Origin of the sequence: Arthrobacter sp. 24S4-2, assembly GCF_005280255.1 — a bacterium.
Taxonomy (GTDB): Bacteria; Actinomycetota; Actinomycetes; order Actinomycetales; family Micrococcaceae; genus Arthrobacter.
The window spans coordinates 5,506,202-5,529,251 of record NZ_CP040018.1 but is presented as its reverse complement, the minus strand read 5'-3'; the positions used below and the strand labels follow the sequence as shown (position 1 = coordinate 5,529,251).

The 23,050-nt window shown below is 64.9% G+C and carries 15 protein-coding genes and 1 pseudogene; 13 read left to right on the top strand and 3 right to left on the bottom strand.

What is annotated here, in order from left to right; all coding sequences use genetic code 11:
- Positions 1-108 precede the first annotated feature (108 nt).
- From FCN77_RS25620 to FCN77_RS25575, 10 genes are all read left to right on the top strand, one after another.
- Complete coding sequence (locus tag FCN77_RS25620; protein WP_137324543.1) at positions 109-1,911, top strand: S-layer homology domain-containing protein; 1,803 nt, start codon at positions 109-111, stop codon at positions 1,909-1,911.
- 39 nt (positions 1,912-1,950) lie between these two features.
- Positions 1,951-3,633: an ABC-F family ATP-binding cassette domain-containing protein gene (locus FCN77_RS25615; protein WP_137324542.1), complete on the top strand. Its 1,683-nt coding sequence runs from the start codon at positions 1,951-1,953 to the stop codon at positions 3,631-3,633.
- Between the two features lie 185 nt (positions 3,634-3,818).
- A complete protein-coding gene (locus tag FCN77_RS25610) occupies positions 3,819-4,589 on the top strand; it encodes a DeoR/GlpR family DNA-binding transcription regulator (protein WP_137324541.1) in 771 nt (256 codons plus the stop codon).
- On the top strand, positions 4,586-5,773 hold the full coding sequence (locus FCN77_RS25605; protein ID WP_137324540.1) for an MFS transporter: 1,188 nt from the start codon (positions 4,586-4,588) through the stop codon (positions 5,771-5,773). Before FCN77_RS25610 ends, FCN77_RS25605 begins: the two co-directional genes overlap by 4 nt.
- A 43-nt stretch (positions 5,774-5,816) precedes the next feature.
- Positions 5,817-7,334, top strand: a complete 1,518-nt coding sequence (locus tag FCN77_RS25600; RefSeq protein ID WP_137324539.1) for a bifunctional phosphatase PAP2/diacylglycerol kinase family protein — start codon at positions 5,817-5,819, stop codon at positions 7,332-7,334.
- Between the two features lie 152 nt (positions 7,335-7,486).
- Positions 7,487-8,431 carry an ABC transporter ATP-binding protein gene (locus FCN77_RS25595; protein ID WP_137324538.1) on the top strand — a complete coding sequence of 315 codons (945 nt, stop codon included), beginning with the start codon at positions 7,487-7,489 and terminating at the stop codon, positions 8,429-8,431.
- Between the two features lie 3 nt (positions 8,432-8,434).
- Positions 8,435-9,352 (top strand): ABC transporter permease, encoded by a 918-nt coding sequence (locus FCN77_RS25590; protein WP_137324537.1) that lies wholly within the window; start codon positions 8,435-8,437, stop codon positions 9,350-9,352.
- A gap of 38 nt (positions 9,353-9,390) precedes the next feature.
- On the top strand, positions 9,391-10,707 hold the full coding sequence (locus FCN77_RS25585; protein ID WP_137324536.1) for a sensor histidine kinase: 1,317 nt from the start codon (positions 9,391-9,393) through the stop codon (positions 10,705-10,707).
- Positions 10,704-11,459: a response regulator transcription factor gene (locus tag FCN77_RS25580; protein ID WP_137324535.1), complete on the top strand. Its 756-nt coding sequence runs from the start codon at positions 10,704-10,706 to the stop codon at positions 11,457-11,459. The genes FCN77_RS25585 and FCN77_RS25580 overlap by 4 nt, the downstream gene beginning before the upstream one ends.
- A 227-nt stretch (positions 11,460-11,686) precedes the next feature.
- Positions 11,687-13,135 (top strand): amino acid permease, encoded by a 1,449-nt coding sequence (locus tag FCN77_RS25575; RefSeq protein ID WP_137324534.1) that lies wholly within the window; start codon positions 11,687-11,689, stop codon positions 13,133-13,135.
- Between the two features lie 57 nt (positions 13,136-13,192).
- Here FCN77_RS25575 and FCN77_RS25570 read toward each other — a convergent pair whose 3' ends face one another.
- On the bottom strand, positions 13,193-13,513 hold the full coding sequence (locus FCN77_RS25570) for a hypothetical protein (protein WP_254678763.1): 321 nt from the start codon (positions 13,511-13,513) through the stop codon (positions 13,193-13,195).
- Between the two features lie 25 nt (positions 13,514-13,538).
- Positions 13,539-13,820: a hypothetical protein gene (locus tag FCN77_RS25565; RefSeq protein WP_137324533.1), complete on the bottom strand. Its 282-nt coding sequence runs from the start codon at positions 13,818-13,820 to the stop codon at positions 13,539-13,541.
- A gap of 265 nt (positions 13,821-14,085) precedes the next feature.
- Here FCN77_RS25565 and FCN77_RS25560 point away from each other — a divergent pair, with 265 nt between their 5' ends.
- The 3 genes and pseudogenes from FCN77_RS25560 to FCN77_RS25550 all read left to right on the top strand — a co-directional run bounded on the left by FCN77_RS25560 (position 14,086) and on the right by FCN77_RS25550 (position 21,419).
- Positions 14,086-15,000, top strand: coding sequence for an intradiol ring-cleavage dioxygenase (locus FCN77_RS25560; RefSeq protein ID WP_137324532.1), 915 nt, complete (start codon positions 14,086-14,088; stop codon positions 14,998-15,000).
- 46 nt (positions 15,001-15,046) lie between these two features.
- On the top strand, positions 15,047-16,420 hold the full coding sequence (locus tag FCN77_RS25555; protein ID WP_137324531.1) for a M18 family aminopeptidase: 1,374 nt from the start codon (positions 15,047-15,049) through the stop codon (positions 16,418-16,420).
- Between the two features lie 236 nt (positions 16,421-16,656).
- A pseudogene (locus FCN77_RS25550) lies at positions 16,657-21,419 on the top strand (DUF4082 domain-containing protein).
- Positions 21,420-21,625: 206 nt separating this feature from the next.
- On the opposite strand, the gene FCN77_RS25545 reads toward FCN77_RS25550, so the two are convergent.
- Positions 21,626-22,903 (bottom strand): hypothetical protein, encoded by a 1,278-nt coding sequence (locus FCN77_RS25545; RefSeq protein WP_175417398.1) that lies wholly within the window; start codon positions 22,901-22,903, stop codon positions 21,626-21,628.
- Positions 22,904-23,050 lie beyond the last annotated feature (147 nt).

The following is a 23,050-nucleotide window of genomic DNA, read 5'->3' as shown; positions in this document are numbered from 1 at the left end:
TGGCGCGGGTGCCCGGAAAGCACGAAAACGCACCCTATTCTGGGAGGGCTCGCCCCGCGGCGGCCTACTGCACCCGATTGCTGACCCTGAAAGAAGCGCTGACGCCCGATGCATCTCCTTCACCGGACAGCCGCCGTCATTTCGGCACTGCTCCTTTCGGCGGCCTCCTTCAACGTCTTGTCCGTGCCGGCGCAGGCCGCCCCCTCAGACCCGGCCCTCCCGCCGGTAACCACTGCGGAGGGTACGCCGCATTCCGACCACACCTTTGAACCCGGTGCCCTCAAGGCGATCCGGGAGGCGGAGACCCCACAGGGTGCTGCCAGCAGCCTGACCCGGGCCGGCGACATCAAGGTCACGCTGGTGACCGTAAAACTTGCCGACAAGACAGCAGAACAGACAGCTGCGATCGACATCAATGCGGCGACGGCCGGCGTCAACGCATCCAGCTCGTACTGGAAGACGATGTCGAACAACCGGCTTTCCATGTCCGTCGCTTCCACCAGGACGGGCGTGGCGTCCGCGGCACGGTCCACCCAGACGTACTACGAGATCATGGACACCGTGACCCGCGAGCTGGGCTGGGTCAACGAGCCGTACAAGGCACTCGTGGTCTTCCTTCCCGTGACCGAATTGTCCTGGGGTGCCCTCGGAGCGGGCTGGAGCGCGGGCAACCAGGGCGGCCGGATCCTGATGCCGCTGCCGGGCAATTTCACCAACAACGTGGTGGCGCACGAGTTCGGCCATGTCCTTGGCCTGATGCACGCCGACAGCCTCCAGTGCCTCAGCGGTACATCCGATGTCGGCGCGGACATCAACGGGAACTATTTGGACGGCTCATGCAGCGTCCGTGAATACGGCGACACCATGGACCTCATGGGCGCATCCCGCTGGTTCGAACTGCCCACGATCAGCTCCAGCCTCTGGGAAACCGGCGGTTTTGGCCGCGGCGACGAAATCCGCAACACCGGCATCGCGGACGGCAGCAAGAGCTACACACTGAAGGCCTGGGCAGGCACAGAGGCCAACCGTGCGTTGAAATTCACGGATCCGAAGAGCGGGGAGGTGTACTTCCTTGAGCTCCGCCTTCCGGTGGGATATGACGCGCGATTGGCAGTTGACGGCAACAAAGGGGTCAAGGTCGTGCAGCGGGGAGGAGCCACCGCGGTTTCATCGCTGCTGCTGATGCCATCAACCCTGCCTTTCGATGGCTACTACGCCAAGAACGAGGCCTGGCAGGCCGGCAGCACGTTTGTGACCCATGCCGGCACCCGCGTCCATATCGACTACATTTCCGCCGACGCGGCGGGCGTTACCATAACGGCGCCGGACCCGTTCAACGACATCAGCGGATCAGGCTTCCGCTCGGACATTATCTGGATGTACGACAGCCACTTGACCACCGGATGGTCTGACGGAACCTACCGGCCGTACCAGCCGATCAGCCGCGAGGCCATGGCAGCATTTATGTACCGGCTGGCAGGCAACCCTGCCTTCACTCCTCCGTCCACGTCTCCGTTCGTTGACGTTCCCACCGGCAGCCTCTTCTACAAGCAGATCGCCTGGCTGGAGGCGGAAGGGCTGGCCAACGGCTGGGACGACGGCACGTACCGCCCGGCCTCGTCCATAAGCCGTGAAGCGATGGCGGCCTTCATTTACAGGTACAGCGGCGAGTACTGCAGGGTTCCGGCCACGGTGGCCCACACGGAGTCCCTGACGTCGCCGTTCGACGACGTCTCTGTCGGGAGCCTGTTCTACGGTGACATCGACTGGACCAGCTTCACCGGAATCTCAAACGGTTGGAGTGACGGCACCTACCGGCCGCTGGATCCGATCAGCCGCGAGGCCATGGCGGCCTTCATCCACCGGCTGGACACTTACCAGGCCGCCAACGGAGGCTGCCGTCCCGCCTAAGGGCCAATCCGCCCGAACCACCGTGGGAAGATTGGACACGTGGCTCATATTGACGTTTCCAATATTGATTACTTCCTCTCCGACGGCACGCAGCTGCTCAACGGGGTGACCTTCAAGGTGCCGGACGGCACCAAAACGGCACTGATCGGGCCCAACGGAACGGGCAAGACCACACTTTTCCGGATCATTTCCGGCGACCTCGTCCCGGATGAAGGCGTGATCGGCCGCTCCGGAAACATGGGCATCATGCGCCAGTTCGTGGGCCAGGTCCGGGACGATTCGACTGTCCGCGACCTTCTGGTGTCCGCCGCCCCGCCGGCCCTGGCCGCCGCCGCCCGCACCGTGGACGAGGCCGAGCTGGCCATGGTGGAGCACGACGACGAGCCCACCCAGATGGCCTATGCCCAGGCGATCGTGGACTGGGGAGACGCCGGAGGCTACGACGTCGAGACCGTCTGGGACGAGGTCTGCATGGCCGCGCTGGGACTGCCGTTTGACCGCGCGCAGCACCGCCCGGCGTCGAGCCTCTCGGGCGGCGAGCAGAAGCGGCTGGTGCTGGAAGCCCTCTTCGCCGGCCCCGACGAACTGCTCCTCCTCGACGAGCCCGACAACTACCTCGACGTGCCGGGCAAGCGCTGGCTTGAGGCGAAGCTCAACGAGTCCAGGAAAACGGTCTTCTTCATCAGCCACGACCGCGAGCTGCTCAACAACGCCGCCGGACGCATCGTCACCCTCGAACCGGGCATCAACGGCGCAGGGGCTTGGATCCACGGCGGCGGATTCGGCTCCTACGTGGACGCCCGTGCCGACCGGAACGCCCGTTTTGAGGAGCTGCGCAAGCGCTGGGACGAGGAGCACGTAAAGCTCAAGGAACTCGTCAACATGTACAAGAACAAGGCGGCTTTCCGTTCGGACATGGCCAACCGGTACCATGCCGCCCAGACCCGGCTGGCGAAGTTCCTCGAGGCGGGTCCGCCCGAGGCCCTGCCGATCGAGCAGAACGTCCGGATGCGGCTCAAAGGCGGCCGGACCGCCAAGCGCGCCGTCGTGGCCGAAAGGCTGGAACTGACCGGACTGATGAAGCCGTTTTCCACCGAGGTCTGGTTCGGCGACCGCGTGGGCGTGCTGGGCTCCAACGGCTCCGGCAAGAGCCACTTCCTCCGCCTGCTCGCCACCGGGGGCACCGATCCGGAACGCGAGCACCTGCCCGTGTCCGACGTCGACATCGCCGAAGTGCCGCACGAAGGCACCGTGAAACTCGGCGCCCGGATCCGTCCCGGCTTCTTCGCGCAGACGCACGTCCGCCCGGACCTGCTGGGCAAGACCTTGCTCGAGATTCTGCACCGCGGCGACGAACACCGCTCCGGCCTGGGCCGTGAAGCCGCGGCGGGCGCGTTGGACGGTTACGGGCTGGCCGGGCAGTCGGAGCAGAAGTACGAGTCCCTGTCCGGTGGCCAGCAGGCCCGGTTCCAGATCCTGCTGCTGCAGCTCTCCGGCGCCACGCTCCTGCTCCTCGACGAGCCGACGGACAACCTGGATCTGCACTCCGCTGAGGCACTGGAACGCGCCATCGACCACTTTGAGGGAACCGTCCTGGCGGTAACCCACGACCGCTGGTTCGCCCGCACTTTCGACCGCTTCCTGGTCTTCGGCTCCGACGGCAAGGTGTACGAATCGCCCGAGCCCGTCTGGGACGAGAAGCGCGTGGAGCGCGCCCGCTAAACCGGATGCTCTCTCACTTCCTGCACGTTTCGCGCCAACGCTCTCTCATCCGGTGAGGGAGCGTTGGCGTTTTTGTTGCAGGAAGTGCGAGAGCGTTGGGCTATTTCTCAACCCAAAAGACGCGCTGCGCCCGCAATATGTGCACAATTTCTGATTAAATGATCATGCTCGGTTAGCATTTAAGCATGAGGACTGAAGAGCGGCACCGGTTGATCGGTGAACTGCTGCGGAGCCGCGAAGAGATTACCGTCGACGAGCTGGCAGCGGAGTGCGCTGCGTCGGGCGCCACCATCCGCCGCGACCTGGACACCCTGGCCAGCCGCGGCGTCCTCCGCCGGGTCCATGGCGGTGCCCGGAGCCTGGTGCTGCGCGGCGAAAATCCGGGGTACGGCCAGCGGGAACTGGAAGGGCAGGACGCCAAGGCCCGGATTGCCGCCGGGGTGGCGGGCCTGCTGCGGGACCGCGAGCATGTCTGGCTGGACAGCGGCACCACCGCGACCGAGGTCGCCCGCCAGTTGCGGCAACGCGAACTGACCCTCATGCCCATGTCCCTCCGGGCCCTTTACGTGCTTACTGCGGAAAGCCACGCCGGTCACCGGCCGGCGATCCTTGTGCCGGGCGGAAGCCTGATCCCGGGTGAGCTGTGCTTCCGCGGACCCATGGCGGAAGCCAACATCCGCTCGCTTCGATTCGATACCGCCGTGGTGACGCCCTGTGCGCTGAACCTTAAGGACGGCCTGCTGGCGCACGACCTCGATGACGCGGCCGTGAAACGCGCCGGCCTGGAATCAGCTGGCAGGGTGATCGTTGCCAGTGCCGGCGCCAAATGGAACGCAGCCGCCGTGGCGCTCGTGGCGGACCTGGAGTCCGTGGACGTCATCGTTACAGACGGGGCATTCAGCCCGCAGGAACTCGCGCAACTTGGAAAACACTCAGTGAAAGTAGTGAACGTATGAGCATCGCTGTCTCCGACCAGAAACTGAACGCCGCGGCCGCCGCGACGTTCCTGATTTTCGGGATCAACGGGCTAGTCTTCGCGAGCTGGGCAGCGCGCATCCCGGCCGTCACTGAGATCCTCCACGTGACCTCCGGGCAGATGGGAACCCTGCTTCTGTGCACAGCCGTCGGTTCGCTGCTGGCCCTTCCTACAGCCGGGTTGGTCGTCGGCAGGATCGGAACGGCCAACACCGTCCGGGCCAGTGGCCTCCTCGCTGCCATTGCCGGAGTGGGCATCGCGCTCTCGCTGACGGCCGAGTCGGTGCCCGGGACGGCGGTGGCGCTGTTCTTCTTCGGTATCGGCATAGGACTGTGGGACGTTTCGCAGAACATCGAAGGGGCCGACGTCGAACACCGGCTTAAGCGCACCATCATGCCGCAGTTCCACGCGGCTTTCAGCGGCGGGGCATTCGTGGGTGCGCTGATCGGCGCCGGCCTGTCCGGGCTGGGCGTTGGCCTGCCGGCGCACCTGCTGGTCATTGCCGCCGTGGTGGCTGTGCTGACCATGGTTGCGCCGCGCTACTTCCTGCCGCACCTGGCCACCGGGGTCCACTCCGAGGGGGGAACCGAAACGCCGAAGGGCCGGTCCGCGTGGCGTGACAGCCGTACCCTGCTGATCGGCGTGGTGGTCCTTGGCGCCACGCTGACCGAGGGGGCCGGAAATGACTGGATCGCCAAGGCCTCGGTGGACGGCCTGGGCACAAGCGAATCCACCGGCGCACTGATGTTTGCTGTTTTTGTCCTGGCCATGACGGCGATGCGGTTCTGCGGCGGGTTCGTGATCGACAAGTACGGCCGGGTTGCCGTCCTGCGCGCGAGCATGGCCACCGCCGCCGCCGGGCTGGGACTCTTCGTATTGGCGGGCAATGTGTGGCCGGCGACGGCCGGCGCCGCACTCTGGGGCATTGGCGCCGCCCTTGCCTTCCCCATGGGAATGTCTGCGGCCGCCGACGACCCGAAGAAGGCCGCCGCGCGCGTGTCGGTGGTGTCCACGCTGGGCTACATCTCATTCCTCGCGGGCCCGCCGCTCCTGGGCTACCTGGGCGACCTCACCGGCATCCACATGGCCCTGCTGGCAATCATGGCCCCGATCCTGGTGGCGCTGCTGCTCGCCGGTGCCGCGAAGCCCCTGCACGTCAGGTAGGCAGTCACACCTCCCGTCCAGACAGCGGCGGTAGGGTGGGGAAATGCGAAGCATGCTGAGGAAGGGACCGGGCCTGGTCGCCGGTCTGGACCGGACCCTACTCAAGGCAGTGTCCCGCCTGCCCGGCGGCAATCATGACCTCCTGTTCCGGCGCCTCTCGGCGGCAGCCAACCACGGAAAACTGTGGTTCGGCGTTGCGGGTGTGCTAGCACTCTTTCCCGGCAAGCCCCGGCGGGCGGCCGTGCACGGGCTGATTGCCCAGGGGGTGGCCTCGGCCGTCACCAACGTGGTCTTCAAAACGCTCCTTCCACGGGCCAGGCCGCTGCCCGAACATCTTCCCGTGTTCAGGTTCGTCAATCCGCAGCCCACCAGTTCGTCCATGCCGTCCGGCCACGCCGCATCCGCGGCGGCCTTCGCCGTGGGGGTCGGGCTGGTACAGCCAGCCATTGGCGCGGCCCTGGCCCCGCTCGCGGCCGGTGTGGCCTACTCCCGCGTGCATACGGGCGCCCACTGGCCCTCGGACGTCCTGTTTGGCTCGGCCATCGGAGCCGGCGCCGCCATGATTACGCGCAAGTGGTGGCCGGTCCGGCCCCCCTTCCCGGCCACGAGCCGGACGCCGGCCAACGCCGCGCCGCTGCCCGACGGTGAAGGGCTCGGCATTGCCGTGAACACGCTGGGCGGCTCATATGCGCCGGAAACCATTAAGGCGCTCCAGGATGTATTCCCATTAGCGCATATACATGACATCGGCGAGGAAGCTGAGGTGGCCGCCGAGATTAGGGCAGCCGCTACCCGGCCGGGCGTGGCGGCCCTCGGGGTGTGGGGCGGCGACGGAACGGTGGGGACCGCGGCAGCTCTCGCCGTCGAACGGTCACTCCCGTTGCTGGTGCTGCCCGGCGGAACGCTGAACCACTTCGCCCGCGACGCCGGAACCTCCACCCTAAAGGACGCCGTAGAGGCGGCCTCCACCGGGGAGGCCGCCCGGGCCGATGTGGGGCACGTCCTGGTGGAGCGGGGCCTCGCCGGAAGCCCCGAAATGCTGGAACGGATCATGCTCAACACTGCCAGCATCGGTCTCTATCCCAACCTGGTCCGCCGCCGGGAGCACCTCCAGCCTGCCCTGGGCAAGCCGCTGGCCGGGGTTGCGGCCATGTTCCGGACCTTCGCCGCCGGGACGCCGACCACCATGATCGTCAACGGTGTCCGGCACAAGCTCTGGATCCTCTACATTGGCCGTGGCCGGTACTACCCGCGCGACCATGCCCCGCTGGTGCGTCCGGTGATGGACGACGGCGTCCTGGACCTGCGGATGATCACGGCCGATGAGTCGTTTGCACGGCTCCGGCTGCTGTGGTCCGTGCTGACGGGCACGGTGGCCACGTCCCGGATCACGCACCTGAGCGAATCAACGTCGGTGACTGTGGAAGCTGCAGGGTCGCCCATGGCACTGGCAGTGGACGGCGAAGCCATGCCCGGCGTGCGGCGGGTGGAATTTTCCGTGCTGCCCGGCGCCCTGACCTACTACTCCCCGAAGCCGGAACAGGCAGCTGGCACGGACTGAGGGTCATCCGTTCGGACTACCCTGATTCCACCCTGAATCATCCCTGAGACCGGCGAAATCGGAGCCTCGCGTCTGTAGCGTGGTGGGTACGAACGGATCTGCGGCGCGCAGAGGCCGTCACCGCATCCACAGCTACGCAAAGGAACGCTTCCATGATTGAAGCAAAGGGCCTGTCCAAGGTCTACGGCGATAAGACTGCCGTCGGCGGAGTAGATTTCATTGTCCAGGCAGGCCAGGTCACCGGCTTCCTGGGCCCCAACGGAGCCGGCAAATCCACCACCATGCGAATGATCATGGGGCTGGACACGCCGACGTCGGGCTCTGTCACCGTAAACGGCGTCCCCTTCGCCAGGCACAGCGCTCCGTTGCGCGAAATCGGTGCCCTGCTGGACGCCAAGGCCGTCCATACCGGCCGTTCGGCCTACAACCACCTCCTGGCCATGGCCGCCACCCACAGCATCCCCAAGAAACGCGTCATCGAGGTCATCGAAATGACAGGCCTGGCCGACGTCGCCAAAAAGAAGGTCAAGGGCTTCTCGCTCGGAATGGGCCAACGGCTGGGCATCGCCGCGGCGCTGCTGGGGGATCCGCAGACCATCATCCTGGACGAGCCGGTCAACGGGCTGGACCCGGAGGGCGTGGTGTGGGTCCGCAACCTGGTGAAGTACCTGGCCTCGGAAGGGCGGACCGTTTTCCTGTCCAGCCACCTCATGAGCGAGATGGCCGTGACGGCGGACCACCTGATCGTGATCGGCCGCGGCAAAATCATTGCCGATGCCCCCATCAAGGACATCATCACCGGCAAGGGCGCGAGCCGCACCCGCGTCCGCACCGACCAGCCCGAACAGCTTATGCACCTCCTCGCCGGCGCTGGAGTTTCGGTGGAGGCCCGGGAACACGAACTGCTGGAGGTCAAGGGGTTGGATCCCAGGCAGATCGCCCGCGCCGCCCTGGACAACCACGTCATGATCTACGAACTCACCCCGCTGCAGGCCAGCCTCGAAGAGGCCTACATGGAGCTGACCAAGGATGAGGTCGAATACCACTCGCTGATTACCACGGGAGCCCCCGTTCCCGCCCAGACCGGAGGCAACTAAGCCATGAGCTCAACCACTTTGGAACCCAACCCCTCAGGCCGCCGCGCACAAGGCGCCGGTGACCCACAGGCCGCCGGACAGCCGGTACGTCCGGCCGGCGGTCCGGCATCGCCAGGGCCCGGTCCCAGCTTCCTGCGCGTCCTGAACTCGGAATTCATCAAGTTCCGGACACTGCTGTCCACCCTTATCCTGCTGGGGTCCACCATGCTGGTGATGGTGGGCTTCGGTGCCCTGGCTGCTTGGTCGACGGGCCAGTTCCGCGAGCGGATGGCCTCCGACCCGGAAGTCGCCGCCCAGATGGCGGCCCAGGGCGGCGACATTGCCGTGACTGCGCCCACATCCGGCATCGCCTTTGCCCAGCTGATCCTCGGGTCCCTCGGCGTGCTGCTGATGAGTTCCGAGTTCACCACCGGCATGGCGCGATCCACGTTCGCGGCCGTCCCCAAACGGATTCCCGCGTTCGTGGCCAAGTTCGTCGTGGTTGTGGTGGTGTCCTTCGTCCTCACCGCCGCGTCCGTACTGCTGGCCGGACTGGTGTCGGTGCCGATCCTGGCAAACTACGACCTCGGCCTGGACCTGGGCAGCTCCCAGTCCGTCAAGCTACTGATCGTCAATAGCCTGTACGTGGCGGCCGTGGCATCCATCGGCATGTCCCTGGGCAGCATCATCCGGAATTCCGCCGGCGGGATCATGAGCCTGGTGGGCCTCTTCTTCGTGGCACCGATCGCGTTCCAGCTGATTCCCGGCGAATTCTTCGAGGAAGCCCGCAAGTACCTGCCCGGCAACACCGTGGACCCCCTGACCGCCGTGAAACACATCGATGGAACCCTTGAGGTGTGGCAGGCGGCCCTGGTGCTGGGAGCGTGGGTGGTTGTGCCGGCAGTGCTCGCCATGATCCTGCTGAAGAAGCGCGACGTATGAGCAAGGCCTGCCGCGGGAGCGCCGTCTAGGCTCAAACCGTGCGTGAGGAACCGCTGGCGAAGGACGCATCAGCCGTGACCCTGGTTGATGCGTCCTTTGCTGAGCTCGCGGACCGCCGCCGCGGCCGGGTCCGCCGTTACCTACACCGCCACCCGCGCGTGATGGACGCCCTGGTGGTGCTCTGCTACGCCCTCCTCGTCACGCCCACCGTGGTGGACAGCGTGCACGACGGCGGCTGGGGGGCGACGTCGCTGCTTGCCGCGGCCGCCGTCGTGCTTTTCTTCCGGCGCTCCCGTCCGGTTGCAGTGGTCGTGGTCGTGGCCGTACTGGAAGCGGGTATCACCCTCCTGCACCCGTGGGGGTCCAATGTTTCCGCGGGGCTGTGGTTCGCCCTGTACGCCCTGGCAACGCAGCGTTCCCGCCGGTTCTCCATAGTGGCGCTGGCTTTGGCCAATGCCCCGCTGTCCTTGCTGTACTTCCTGACGCTCGTGGGGCCGCTGGAACGTGCCCTTCCCGACGGCGGTCCAGCCGCCCCGGAGAATTCGCAACTGGTCTTCGGCATCGTCGCCGGTATCACCATTACGCTGTCCAACATCATCGCCACCGGAATCGGCATCTCTGTCCGGCAACGGCGGGACCATGAAAAGGAAATCGCCGCCTGGGCGGCCCGGACAGCCGAGCTGGGCTCGGTCAACGAACGCAACAGGATTGCGCGGGAGATGCACGACGTCGTGGCGCACTCGCTGACGGTGATGGTCACCTTGTCGGACGGCGCCGCCGTGGTGGTCCGGAAAAGTCCGGACCGCGCCGCAGTGGTGCTGTCCGAACTTTCCCGGACCGGACGGACCGCCTTGGCTGACATGCGGCGGGTGCTGGGGGTGCTCCGCGACGAAACGCCGGCAGGACCGGCACCGCGGCAGCCGCTGAGCGCCGGAAACAGCCTGGCTAAACTGCTGGAGGGATTCCGCACTGCAGGCCTGCCGCTGCACTATTCGCACACCGGTCCGGCGCTGCCGGACGACCCGGCGTTCCAACTGACCGTCTACCGGATCGTGCAGGAGTCGCTGACCAACGTGCTGCGCTACGGCCGTGCGCTGAGCCGCGTGGACGTGAACATCGTCCGGGCGGACGGCACGGTGGCCATTGAAGTGCTCGACGACGGCAAAGGGACGGTGGGACACGGGGGCGCGGGCACGGCAGCCGTCCCCAATCCCCTGGGATCCAGCCAGGGCCTGACCGGCATGCGGGAGCGGGCAGGCATCTACGGCGGTACGGTGGAAGCGGGACGGCCGGCCGGAGGCGGCTGGCGCGTCAGGGCTGTACTGAATTGGAATGGGGACCAAGGAAAATCATGAATGACGATGCACCGATCAGTGTTCTGCTGGTGGACGACCAGCCGCTGCTGAGGATGGGGTTCCGGCTGATCCTCGAAGGCGAAGATGACCTCCGGATCGTGGGCGAAGCATCCGACGGCGCGGAAGCCATCCGGCAGGTCCGGGAAACCAGCCCCGACGTCGTGTTGATGGACGTCCGGATGCCGGTGCTGGACGGAATCGAAGCAACCCGGGCAATTACCGCTTCCGGGTCCCACGCGAAGGTGATCATCCTGACAACCTTCGATCTCGACGAGTATGCCTTTGCCGGTCTGCAGGCGGGGGCGTCGGCGTTCCTCCTCAAGGATGTGGCGCCGGCCGATCTGGTCACTGCCGTCCGTGTGGTGGCCAGTGGCGACGCCGTGGTGGCCCCGCGTGTCACCCGGCGCCTGCTGGAGGCCTATGTGCGGAGGGAACATGCGTGGTCCCCGGTCACGGGCCACAGAACGGCGGCGTCCCCGTCCGGAACACCCAGGGGCCGGCAGCCGAACGGTGAAGAGCAGCAGCGGGATCCCTTGCTTGAAGCCCTGACACCCCGCGAAACGGAAATGCTCGAAGCCATGGCGGAGGGCCTTTCCAACGCCGAGATCGCCCACCGGTTCTTCCTGTCCGAGGCAACGGTGAAGACACACGTGCGCCGGATCCTTGCGAAACTGCACCTCCGGGACAGGGTGCAGGCCGTGGTTTATGCCTATGAGACGGGGCTTGTTGTGCCCAGCAATCCTGACTACTAGCTACTCCGAGTAGATTTCGGGCACATTTCAATTTTGTCTTGAGGGCAACTTTAGTTACGTATTGATGCTCTGGGTTGTGGGAAGCTCTGTTTCAGCGGGGGCCAAAATGTTCGACTGCACAAGAAGGGGCGTGCATTGTCCGGTCTAGGGTGAAGGGGAAATGTGGCCTGGCACACGGGGATCCGTGCCTGACCTGGCCCACACCCCCAACGAAGGACGGCGCTTCCATGCACGCTGACCAACAGCTATCCAAGTCCCTGAAACCACGGCACCTGTCCATGATCGCCATCGCAGGCGTGATTGGCGCCGGACTCTTTGTGGGCTCCGGCGCCGCCATCCAGCAGGCCGGACCGGGCATTCTGCTCGCCTACATGGCCGCGGGAATCGTGGTGATCCTGGTGATGCGTATGCTCGGCGAAATGGCGGCGGCCAACCCCGAAACAGGATCCTTCTCCACCTACGCGGACAAAGCGCTGGGCCGGTGGGCCGGATTCAGCATCGGCTGGCTCTATGCCTGGTTCTGGATCATCGTCCTGGGCATTGAGGCAACTGCCGGCGCCGCCATCATGCACCGCTGGGTTCCGGGTATCGACCAGTGGGTATGGGCCCTGGTCCTGATGGTGCTCCTGACGCTGACCAACCTGGGCTCCGTCAAATCCTATGGAGAATTTGAATTCTGGTTTGCCTCCATCAAGGTGACGGCCATCGTGCTGTTCCTCCTGTTCGGCGTCGCCGCCATCCTGGGCCTGATTCCGGGCGTGCCGGCACCGGGTCTGGACAATCTGGTCAACAACGGCGGATTCCTCCCCAACGGTCCCGGGGCCGTGCTCGCCGGTATCCTCGTAGTGGTCTTCTCCTTCTTCGGCGCCGAAATCGCGACTATCGCGGCCGGTGAATCGGAGAACCCGGTGGACGCCGTGAAGAAGGCCGTGAAGTCCACCGTGTGGCGCATCCTGGTGTTCTACATCGGCTCCATTGCCATCGTGGTCACCCTGCTCCCGTGGAACTCCGCTTCCGTGGCCAAGAGCCCCTACGTCGCTGTGATCGAGCTCTTCGGCATCCCCGGCGCCGGCACCATCATGGATGTTGTGGTGCTGACCTCGGTGCTGTCCTGCCTGAACTCGGGCCTGTACACCGCCAGCCGGATGCTGTTCTCGCTGTCCCGCCGGGGGGACGCTCCCCGTGCATGGATGAAGATCTCCAAGCGAGGTGTGCCCGCCGCCGCCGTGCTGGCGTCAACCGTTGTTGGGTTCATCACCGTGGGCCTGAACTACGTTGCGCCGGACACGGTGTTCCTGTTCCTCGTCAACACCTCGGGCGCGATCGCGCTGTTCGTCTGGCTGGTCATCGCCTCATCGCAGCTGATCCTCCGCCGCCGCATGGGTGCTGCCGCCAAGGAGCTTGCGCTCAAGATGTGGCTCTTCCCGTACCTGACGTGGGCGTCCATCGTCAGCATCGTTGCGCTGCTGATCGGCATGGTGCTCCTGGAGGCAACGCGGGAATCGCTGCTGCTCTCGCTGGCTCTGGCCGCAGTGGTGGTGGGAATCGGCGTCTGGCGTTACCGCAAGGGCGGCGGCAAAACCGCGGCGGAGCCTGCCGCAACTTCTGAAGCAAGCACGAACGGGACGGACCGCACAGCCGAAGAGGCCGGCGTAGGTGCAGGTCCGGCGTCGTAATTCACAGCCGCTAGCTCAGCAGCGGGTGTAACCCGCCGGAACCGGAGTCCGGCCACCTTAGTCCAGGTGGTGGCCGGACTCTCCTCCGTTTTGGGGCTCGGCGCCGCTGCCGGGCTCTGGGCCGCTGCCGGGCTGGACGGCGTCGAAGAATCGGTGTCCGCCGGCCTCGGGGATCGAACCGTGGAGCCTGGCCCGAATGAAGCTGACATCCGCAGCGCTGAGCTGGATGGCGCCGTGCTGGTCCCGAACCACCGGCTCGTCCGCAACTCTGGCCACGATCGTTGAAATCGTCCGCGGCAGCACCACGCAGCCGGGATTGTCCAGGAGCCACCGGCGGGTCGCTGGATCAAGCCGGTGCCATTGCGATTTCAGTTCCATAGAGAGACCCGTTCCATGTTTTCTGTCAGTCCCCCAGCAGGGGGATTTTGCCGGTGAAGGGGCTGTACCGCAGTCCCGACGGAAAGTGTTCTGCGTCCCGGTCTGCTTCCTGTTCCCCGCGTTGCGCCTCCACCACCAGCGTCGTCGCGTCGGTGTTCTCCTCGACGCAAACGGTGGCAGGCTCGTCGCCCGACTCATAGGCGCGCCCCATCGAAGCCATGAACTGCGGCGGCGTCCGGCCGGTCCCCTCCGTTGCCGACGGCCAGCGCGACGAATCGAACGGGGACCATTTCAACGCACCGGACATGGCTTCTCCTGGCTGCTCTCTGGCAAAGGGGGCAGCCGCAGGGGCAGACCCAAGGACCAGTAGACACCCCTGCGGGTGCCGGGGAATAGGGACCAAAGTCCCCGGATTGCGGATCCCTCGGCTGTTTTATGGGGACGGCAATCCGAAGAATCAGCAATTAATCCGTTCAAAGGATCTTCACCTCCTCCGCGGCTGGCGGGTGACGCACAGCGGGCTCACAGGAATGGCCTATGCGCGGCATAGGCCTTCGGAGTTTTATGGGTCCATGACCACTTCACCGCAGCCTCCCCGCGAACCCCACCCCAACCATGACCGCGGCCTGGAGTTCGACCTCTCCACCCTGATCAGCCGCCGTTCCCTGGGACTGTTCTTCGGCGCCGGCACGGCGGCCACCGCCCTTGCGGCGTGCACTCCGGGAGGGTCCACCTCCGGGGCCGGCAGCACGGCGTCGGCCTCCGCCAGCAGTTCAGCAACCACGACGGCGACGCCCACCGCTTCCGCGTCAGCTACGCCCTCGGCGTCCCCCACGCTTACGCGTGCCATCGCCGAGTGCGGAGTGGAAATTCCGCAGGAAACCGCGGGACCCTATCCGGGGGACGGCTCCAACGGGCCCAACGTCCTGGAAGCCTCAGGCGTGGTCCGGCAGGACATCACCTCAAGCTTCGGGACCTCGAGCGCCAAGGCCGAAGGCATCCCGCTGACAGTTACCCTGACGCTTCTGGACAACGCCAACGGCTGCAAGCCCCTCGCAGGTGCAGCTGTTTACGCCTGGCATTGCGACCGCGACGGGAAGTACTCCATGTACGATTCCGGCCTGGAGAATGAGAACTTCCTCCGCGGGGTGCAGGAAGCCGACGCCAACGGGCAGGTCACGTTCATCACCATCTACCCCGGCGCCTACAACGGCCGCTGGCCCCATATCCACTTCGAGGTTTTCGAGTCCATGAGCAACGCCACGCTGGCCGGGCAGGTGCTGGCGGTCTCCCAGATCGCCATGACCGAGGCGGCCTGCAACGAGGTTTACGCCTCGGCCGGCTACGAATCCAGCGCCCGGAACTTTCCCAACACCACGCTCAGTTCGGACAACGTCTTTGGCGACGACGGCGGAATCTACCAGCTGGCCACCATGTCCGGCTCGGTGGCAGCCGGATACGCAGCCGGGCTCAACGTCACGGTCTAGCAGGGCCTTCGGGGCGGCCTGCCGTGGCACCGCTAGACTCGGAGCCATGCCTTCCCACGCCACTGCCGCAGACCACATCCGGGACCTCGGCGCGTATGTCAGCGCGTCGCCGTCGAGCTTCCATGCCGTACAGGAAGCCGCCCGGCGGCTGGACGAGGCAGGCTTCACCGGCCTGGACGAGCTCGAGGCGTGGCCTGCCGCGGCGGGTGCAGGCGCGGCAGGCCGGTTCTATGTGGTCCGGGACGGTGCGCTGATCGCCTGGGTGACGCCGGAGAACGCTGGCCCCACCACCGGGTTCAACGTCCTCGGTGCGCACACTGACTCGCCGTCGTTCAAGCTCAAGCCCAAGCCCACCACGGGCAAATTCGGCTGGCTGCAGGCCGGTGTGGAGGTCTATGGTGGGCCGCTGCTCAACTCCTGGCTGGACCGGGAACTGCAGCTGGCGGGGCGGCTGGTGATGCTGGACGGCACCCAATGCCTGACGGCCACCGGACCCCTGCTTCGGTTCCCGCAGCTGGCCATCCACCTGGACCGTGCGGTCAACGACGGGCTTGCGCTGGACAAGCAGCAGCACATGAATCCCGTCTTCGGCCTCGGCGATCCGGCAGGTGAGGACCTCCTCGCGTTGCTGGCGCAACGGGCCACCGCAGCGGGCCCGGACTCCGCGCCGGTGGATCCCGCCCAGATCGGCGGGTACGACGTCGTCATTGCGGACACGCAGCCCGCTGCGGTTTTCGGGGCCAAAGGTGAGTTCTTCGCCTCCGGCCGGCTGGACAACCTGTCCGCCACGCACGCCGGGCTGGCGGCGCTGATCGCACATGCCGAGGCTCCGGCAAAGAATTCTTCGGGGACGGGATCTTCGGGGAACCGCGCCGCTTCAGCGCCGATCGCCGTGCTCGCCGCCTTCGACCACGAGGAGATCGGCTCCAACTCACGCTCAGGTGCCTGCGGGCCGCTGCTCGAGGACATCCTGGTGCGCATCTCGGACAGCCTTGGTGCTTCGCCGAGCCAGCGACGGCAGGCCCTGGCGGCGTCGTTCTGTGTGTCGGCGGACGCCGGCCACGCCGTCCACCCGAACTACGCCGAGCGCCACGATCCCGTCAACCGTCCGGTCCTCAATGGCGGACCCCTGCTGAAGATCAACGCCAACCAGCGCTACGCCACTGACGGGCCCGGGGCAGCTTTCTGGGCGCGGCTGTGCGGCGAGGCCGGGGTTCCGTACCAGGAGTTCGTCTCCAACAACGTCATACCGTGCGGGTCCACCATCGGACCACTGACGGCGACGCGGCTGGGCATCAGGACGGTGGACGTGGGGGTGCCGCTTCTGTCGATGCACTCCGCCCGCGAACTATGCGGCGTCGAGGACCCATTTCGGCTGGCCCGGGTGACCGAACTGTTCTTCCGGACGGCGGCTTCATAGCGGGGCATTACCCGCCCGAAACACCCTCGCAGGGTATCCACATTGATCCTGCGGATACCCACAGGGTTCCCCGTGACCGTCTGGTGGAAGCATTCAGCCCTGCATAGCATCAAATCATCTGGCATCACCAAGGCCGCGCGTCCAGGTTCCGGATCGCGCGGAGAAGTTTCGGCTTTCCGCGCACTCGGCCCGTGAGGTACCAGATAGCTTGTTCGTCTGATGTTGGCTTGCCATTTATGCACAACGGTCACGGGTGGTGCAGACGCCTGAGGTCCGAACGTCGATTATTCGCGTCTCGAACTGGAGTTAGCGTGTTTGCAAAAATAGAATCTGTTCCCCGTGGTCTCCGTCGGACAGCGTCTTCTGTCGCGCTGGTCTTGGTTGCCGCGTCCCTCTCCTTCACTTCATCCCTGGTGCAGGCACCGACCGCGCAGGCGGCGGCCTGTACCCCGCCTGTCGTTAACGCCATTGCCTGCGAGAATTCCTTGCCGGGCACTCCGTCGTCAGACTGGGAAGTCAACGGATCGGGCGACTCATCGATCCAGGGGTTCGGCACCGCCATGAGTGTAAACCTGGGGCAGACCATCAGCTTCAAGATCAAGACCTCAGTCTCTGCCTACCACATCGACATCCTTCGCTTCGGCTATTACCAGGGTGATGGGGCCCGGAAGATAGCCGCCAACATCCCGCTCGCGGTTACGCTACCGCAGTCACAACCGGCCTGCCTGACACAGTCGTCATCGGGTCTGGTTGACTGTGGCAACTGGGCTGTTTCCGCCAACTGGGCCGTGCCGGCTACGGCCGTCTCTGGGGTCTATTTCGCGCATCTCGTGCGAAATGACAATGGCGGAGACAGCATGATTCCGTTCGTCGTCCGCAACGATGCCAGTACCAGCGGCATCCTGCTCCAGACTTCAGACACCACCTGGCAGGCCTACAACACATATGGTGGCAACAGCCTCTACAGTTGCACGGTCGCGTGCCCGCCAGGAAGTCCGCTGGCCTACAAATCCGCGTTCAAAGTCTCTTACAACCGACCATTCCTCTCGACCGGAGATCTCGGCCACAGCTGGCTCATGGACACCGAATACCCGATGATCCGCTTCATCGAGGCAAATGGCTACGACGTGAGTTACATGAGTGGTCTGGACACCGCCACACGTGGCAGCCTGCTCTTGAACCACAAGATGTTCATTTCCTCTGGCCACGATGAATATTGGAGCGGATCCCAACGCGCCAATGTGGAGGCCGCGCGGGACGCCGGCGTGAACCTGGCCTTCTTCAGCGGCAACGAAATGTTCTGGCGCACCCGCTGGGAGGCGTCCATCGACGCCAGCCAGGCTGCCGGTAGAACCCTGGTCTCGTACAAGGACACCCACTTCAACGCCCCAGTCGACCCGGTCGAATGGACCGGAACCTGGCGGGATCCCCGGTATGGAACCACCGGAGGTGCCGGAAACCCGGAGAACTCCGTGACAGGTCAGTTCTTCATCGTCAATGCCGGGTCTGCCGACATCAAGGTTCCAGCCCAGTACGCAGCCATGCGGCTGTGGCGGAACACGGCGGCGGCCAGCCTTACCGGAACGCAGTCATTGACTCTGGGCAGTGGCCTGGACACCCTGGGCTATGAGTGGGACATAGATGCCGACAACGGATTCAGACCCGCCGGGGCATTTAAGCTGTCCTCCACAACCGTGGCCGTGCCCGAAGCGTTCACCGACTATGGAAGCACCACTGCGCCCTCGACGCAGACCCACAACCTGACCATGTACCGTGCTCCGAGCGGTGCCCTCGTATTTGGCGCAGGCACCGTGCAGTGGGCCTACGGACTGGACGGCTTCACGACGCTCGCTAATCCGGACAAAAACATGCGTCAGGCCACCGTGAACCTCTTCGCCGACATGGGCGTCCAGCCATCCACCCTCATTACCGGCCTCGTGGCGGCCTCCAACTCAACGGACACCAGTAAGCCCGTTTCCACGATCACCTCCGGACTGAACGGCCAGACACTCGCGGATGGTTCAAAAGTGACGATCTCGGGGACCGCATCCGACACAGGCGGGGTCGTTGGCGGCGTCGAAGTCTCCACCGACGGCGGTACGACGTGGCATCCGGCCACGGGCACCGCCAACTGGACGTACAGCTGGACTGTCCACGGAAGCCCGTCGGTCGCTGTGAAGACCCGCGCGGTGGACGATTCCGGCAACGTGGAAACACCGGGTGCCGGGGCCGCCGTCAACGTCTCATGCCCGTGCTCCATCTTCGGCTCGAGCGTTATCCCGGACACTCCGGACTCGGGAGACGGCGGCAGCGTGGAAGTCGGCATGAAGTTCACCACGCAGACGGCTGGCGTCGTCAACGGCGTGAGCTTCTACAAGTCCAGTCTCAACAAGGGCACCCACATCGGCAATTTGTGGTCCGCCAGCGGTGCACTGCTGGCGACAGCCACATTCACGGCGGAGACCACAACGGGATGGCAAAACGTCAACTTCTCGACGCCCGTGGCCATCGCAGCGAACAGCGTCTACGTGGTTTCCTACTATGCTCCCCAGGGGCACTACGCCCAGGCGCCGGGCTATATGTATCCCAACCCCTCGCCTATGCCGGCCGGTAACTCCTCCCTGGACAGCGGCGTACTGCACGGCCTCAGAAACACGCCCACTTCAGGTAACGGAGTCTATACATATGGGGCAACAAGCAGGTTCCCGTCGTCCTCCTATAACGCGGAGAACTACTGGGTGGACGTCCGCTTTACTCCGTCCGCGCCAATAGCCCCGGCAGTCTCCTCAACTACGCCTGCCAACGCGTCCACGGGTGTGGCAATTACTGCCGCGCCGACCGCCACCTTCAACCAGGCCGTCACAGCCAACAGCATCACGTTCACCCTGAAGAAGCCGGACAACACAGCCGTTGCCGGTACCACCTCTTACAGTTCAGGCACCGCAACGTTCACGCCGTCCGTTGCCCTGGCGTACAGCACCACGTACACGGCAACGGTCAGCGGCGCCACCAACGCTTCAGGACAGGCCATGACGGGCCCCTACAGCTGGACGTTTACTACGGGGGCGGCACCACCGGCTCCCGCAGTCACCAGTTCCTCGCCCGCCAACCAGGCAACCGGGGTTCCGGCGTCGGTGACACCGTCGGTGACCTTCAACCAGGCGGTTGTGGCTGCCTCGGTGGTCTTCACACTGAAGGACCCGGCGAACGCAACTGTCGCCGGCACCACTAGCTATAACTCCACCACCAACACCTCCACCTTCACGCCCGGCGCCGCGCTGGCGTTCAACACCACCTACACGGCAACTGTCACCGGGGCGACGAATGCCAGCGGCCAGAGTATGACTGGTCCGTTTACCTGGACATTCACCACCGCCGCGGCACCCGTGCCGCCGGCTGTGGCTTCCACAACGCCCGTCAGCCAGGCCGTGGGGGTGGGGGTCAACACCGCTCCCACGGCGACCTTCAACCAGACGGTAACGGCCAGCAGCATCACGTTCACGCTCCAGGCCGGAACTACTAACGTGGCCGGAACCCGCTCTTACAGCGGAAACACGGTGACGTTCACGCCCACCTCGGCGCTGGCTTACAGCACTACCTACACGGCGACGGTCAGCGGCGCAACGAACTCCACCGGCCAGACAATGGCCAGCCCCTACACCTGGACGTTCACTACCGCCGCCCAGCCGGGCGTCAGCTGCCCCTGCACCGTGTTTGCGGCAAATGCCCTGCCCGGGACCATCGACCAGCCTGACGGCTCGTCTGTGGAACTGGGTATGAAGTTCCGCTCCGACGTCGCCGGCGATGTTACCGGCATCCGCTTTTACAAGAGCGTCCAGAACTTCGGAACGCACACCGGAAAGCTGTGGACCAGCGGAGGCCAGTTGCTGGCCACCGTAACCTTCACCGGCGAATCGGCCTCCGGCTGGCAGCAGGCGAATCTGTCCACGCCCGTCACCATCCAGGCGAACACCACCTACGTAGTCTCGTACTACGCTCCCAACGGCCACTATTCGGCCGACGGCGGGTTCTTTAACACCGGTGTCAACAACTACCCTCTGCACGGGCTGGCCAGCGGCGTCGACGGACTCAACGGCGTGTACCGGTACGGAACCTCCGGGTTCCCGTCCAGCAGCTACAACAACGCGAACTACTGGGTGGACGTGGTCCTGAACGGCTCCTCGTCACCGAGCGTGCCGACAGTTTCGTCGACAGTCCCGACATCCGGCGCGACCAATGTGGCCACCACGACCACCGTCCAGGCCACGTACGACAGGGCCGTGGATCCAAGCACCGTCGTCTTCAACGTCAAGGACGCCGCGAACGCCAACGTACCCGGCACGCTGACTTACAACAGCCTCACCAACACCTCCATATTCACGCCGACGGCGGCGCTGGCCTATAACACCGCGTTCACGGCCACCGTTTCCGGAGCAAAGGGAAGCAACGGCCAGGCCATGGCAACGCCCTACACCTGGTCGTTCACAACGGCGCCGCAGGCAACCGCCGGCTGCCCGTGCACCGTCTTCGCACAGACGGCGGTGCCGTCGACGATAACGGAGCAAGACGGATCGTCCGTCGAACTCGGCATGAAATTCCAGTCCGATGCGGCCGGAACAGTGACAGCAGTCAAGTTCTACAAGGGACCGCAGAACACGGGAACGCACGTAGGCAAGCTCTGGACCTCCGGGGGCAGCTACTCGGAAGCGTGACGTTCACGAACGAAACAGCCTCGGGGTGGCAGCGGGCAACATTCGCGACTCCCATCGCCATCACAGCTAACACGACATATGTGGTGTCGTACCTCGCGCCCAACGGCTACTACTCGGCTGACGGTGCGTTCTTCGCAGGAAAGTCCGCCGACCGGGGCATACTGCACGGTCTGGCCGACGGCACCTCCGGACCCAACGGCGTCTACCTCTACGGCGCCGGCGGGTTCCCGAGCAACAGCTGGAATTCGACCAACTACTGGGTGGATGTCGAAGTTACCACGCCATGAGCAGTCGGTAGATGGCATGGCGTGCCGGCAATACTGGCCGGCGCGCCATGTCTCTGTCACGGTGTCTCCTAAGGGGCGAGCATGTTCGCCAGGACGCTACGGCGGAAAAGTTACCGGGCCCAAAACCAACGGCTCTGACGACGTGATGGTGCAAAGTGCGTCCCGGGACCCTCGATCTGACCATCGGGGGAGGCCCTACCGAGGCCCTATCCGAGTCCCAGCCCGCAGGTGTTTCCACTGTTGAACTTGTAGATATGGACCGCGTTGGAGTCCGCAAAGTTGTCCGTGAATGAATTTGCCGACACGTTGACGGAGCGGTTCTCGTCCAGGACCTCTGCAGTGACGGGACTGCCACAGGCGAAGGAGAACGTCACCGACTGATTTGCTTCGCTATTGGCCGCGGCCATCAGGTAGAACTGCCCTTGGTAGGCCTTCACTAACACGTCCACTCGTCTTCCGTCGGCGGATACCAACCCGTTTACGGTCGGGGAATTCAGGACGGGAGCCAGCCTCTGGATCTGCTGGTTCAATGCCGTGACGGTTGGTCTCACGGCCGCCCCGCAGTCATCCCGCAGAACGTGCTGTGACAGGCACTCGCCGCCGAAGTTGTGGTTGAAGTAAACCACTCCCCGGGCGCCGTGGATGATGCTGCTCCATACAGCGGCGCGAATTTGCGGAGCCGTAATGGCCAGCGATCCAGGTTCAGAAAAAGGATGGCCAACTTCGACGAAGGCCCACACGGGCTTACTCCGCGCTGGTTGCACCAGTGAGCGTACGCGGTCCACGGTCCAGCCGTAGTGTGCGGCAATCCGGCACTCGCCGTCGGTCAGGTCGCGGCCACCGGCGAACACGGCACCGCCCTCAACCAAACTGCAGATGTACGGATCCGTAAACCAGTAGTTGTCCGCCGAGATGACATCCTGATATGAATTGACGAATTGCGCAGCCTCTGGGTTCTTGAGATGAAAAGTGACGCCCTTCCCATAGTTCGCGTAGGTAAGGGCATTGGCCGGCAGCTTGCCCGCCATGGCTTCCTGGACCGTGAAACCGCACCCGGAATCGGGGGGATCGCAAATGACGCCTTCGCCTTGCGACTTGCCGGTCCACTTGTTCGACCCACCGCCTGCCCACATGTCGACCTCGTCTGACAGCAGATATCCCGAGGCCAGGGGCGATGGTGAGGACGGAAGCGCCTGCAGTCCGCTTGCCTTGATGAGGGAGAGGTCCGAGTTGGCGGTGAGCTGGATGTAGGTGTTTATTCCGGCGGCACGGTCCTGATCCACATCACTTGGCTGTGTAACGCTTTCAAACCACACGCCGACAGGAAAATACCCGTCCCCATTCGGCAGTGACGGCGAAAAGCGGCTGTAAAAGTCCCGGCCACCGTCGACTTCCTGAATACTGACACTCTTCGGCAACGGATCCTGTGCGACCGTGCGGTGGCCGATAATGTCACCGACCGGCGGAGTGCAGCCGCCGATCATGGCCGTCGCCAGCAGGACAGCGAATGTCCAGGCCCAGCCTACTTTCTTGGGAGTTCCGGATCCTTTGCATCGTGGGGTTTGGAGTGATGCATTCATCGCCAATTCCTGCCTGGAAAGTAGACTCCCCGCGGACCCCGAGCCGTGGCG

What these genes read in the sequence shown, in the direction of transcription:
- FCN77_RS25620 (WP_137324543.1), top strand. Translation starts at nt 109, where the DNA reads ATGCATCTCCTTCACCGGACAGCCGCCGTCATTTCGGCACTGCTCCTT.
- FCN77_RS25610 (WP_137324541.1), top strand. Translation starts at nt 3,819, where the DNA reads ATGAGGACTGAAGAGCGGCACCGGTTGATCGGTGAACTGCTGCGGAGC.
- FCN77_RS25605 (WP_137324540.1), top strand. Translation starts at nt 4,586, where the DNA reads ATGAGCATCGCTGTCTCCGACCAGAAACTGAACGCCGCGGCCGCCGCG.
- FCN77_RS25600 (WP_137324539.1), top strand. Translation starts at nt 5,817, where the DNA reads ATGCGAAGCATGCTGAGGAAGGGACCGGGCCTGGTCGCCGGTCTGGAC.
- FCN77_RS25595 (WP_137324538.1), top strand. Translation starts at nt 7,487, where the DNA reads ATGATTGAAGCAAAGGGCCTGTCCAAGGTCTACGGCGATAAGACTGCC.
- FCN77_RS25590 (WP_137324537.1), top strand. Translation starts at nt 8,435, where the DNA reads ATGAGCTCAACCACTTTGGAACCCAACCCCTCAGGCCGCCGCGCACAA.
- FCN77_RS25580 (WP_137324535.1), top strand. Translation starts at nt 10,704, where the DNA reads ATGAATGACGATGCACCGATCAGTGTTCTGCTGGTGGACGACCAGCCG.
- FCN77_RS25575 (WP_137324534.1), top strand. Translation starts at nt 11,687, where the DNA reads ATGCACGCTGACCAACAGCTATCCAAGTCCCTGAAACCACGGCACCTG.
- FCN77_RS25570 (WP_254678763.1), bottom strand. Translation starts at nt 13,513, where the DNA reads ATGGAACTGAAATCGCAATGGCACCGGCTTGATCCAGCGACCCGCCGG.
- FCN77_RS25565 (WP_137324533.1), bottom strand. Translation starts at nt 13,820, where the DNA reads ATGTCCGGTGCGTTGAAATGGTCCCCGTTCGATTCGTCGCGCTGGCCG.
- FCN77_RS25560 (WP_137324532.1), top strand. Translation starts at nt 14,086, where the DNA reads ATGACCACTTCACCGCAGCCTCCCCGCGAACCCCACCCCAACCATGAC.
- FCN77_RS25555 (WP_137324531.1), top strand. Translation starts at nt 15,047, where the DNA reads ATGCCTTCCCACGCCACTGCCGCAGACCACATCCGGGACCTCGGCGCG.
- FCN77_RS25545 (WP_175417398.1), bottom strand. Translation starts at nt 22,903, where the DNA reads ATGATCGGCGGCTGCACTCCGCCGGTCGGTGACATTATCGGCCACCGC.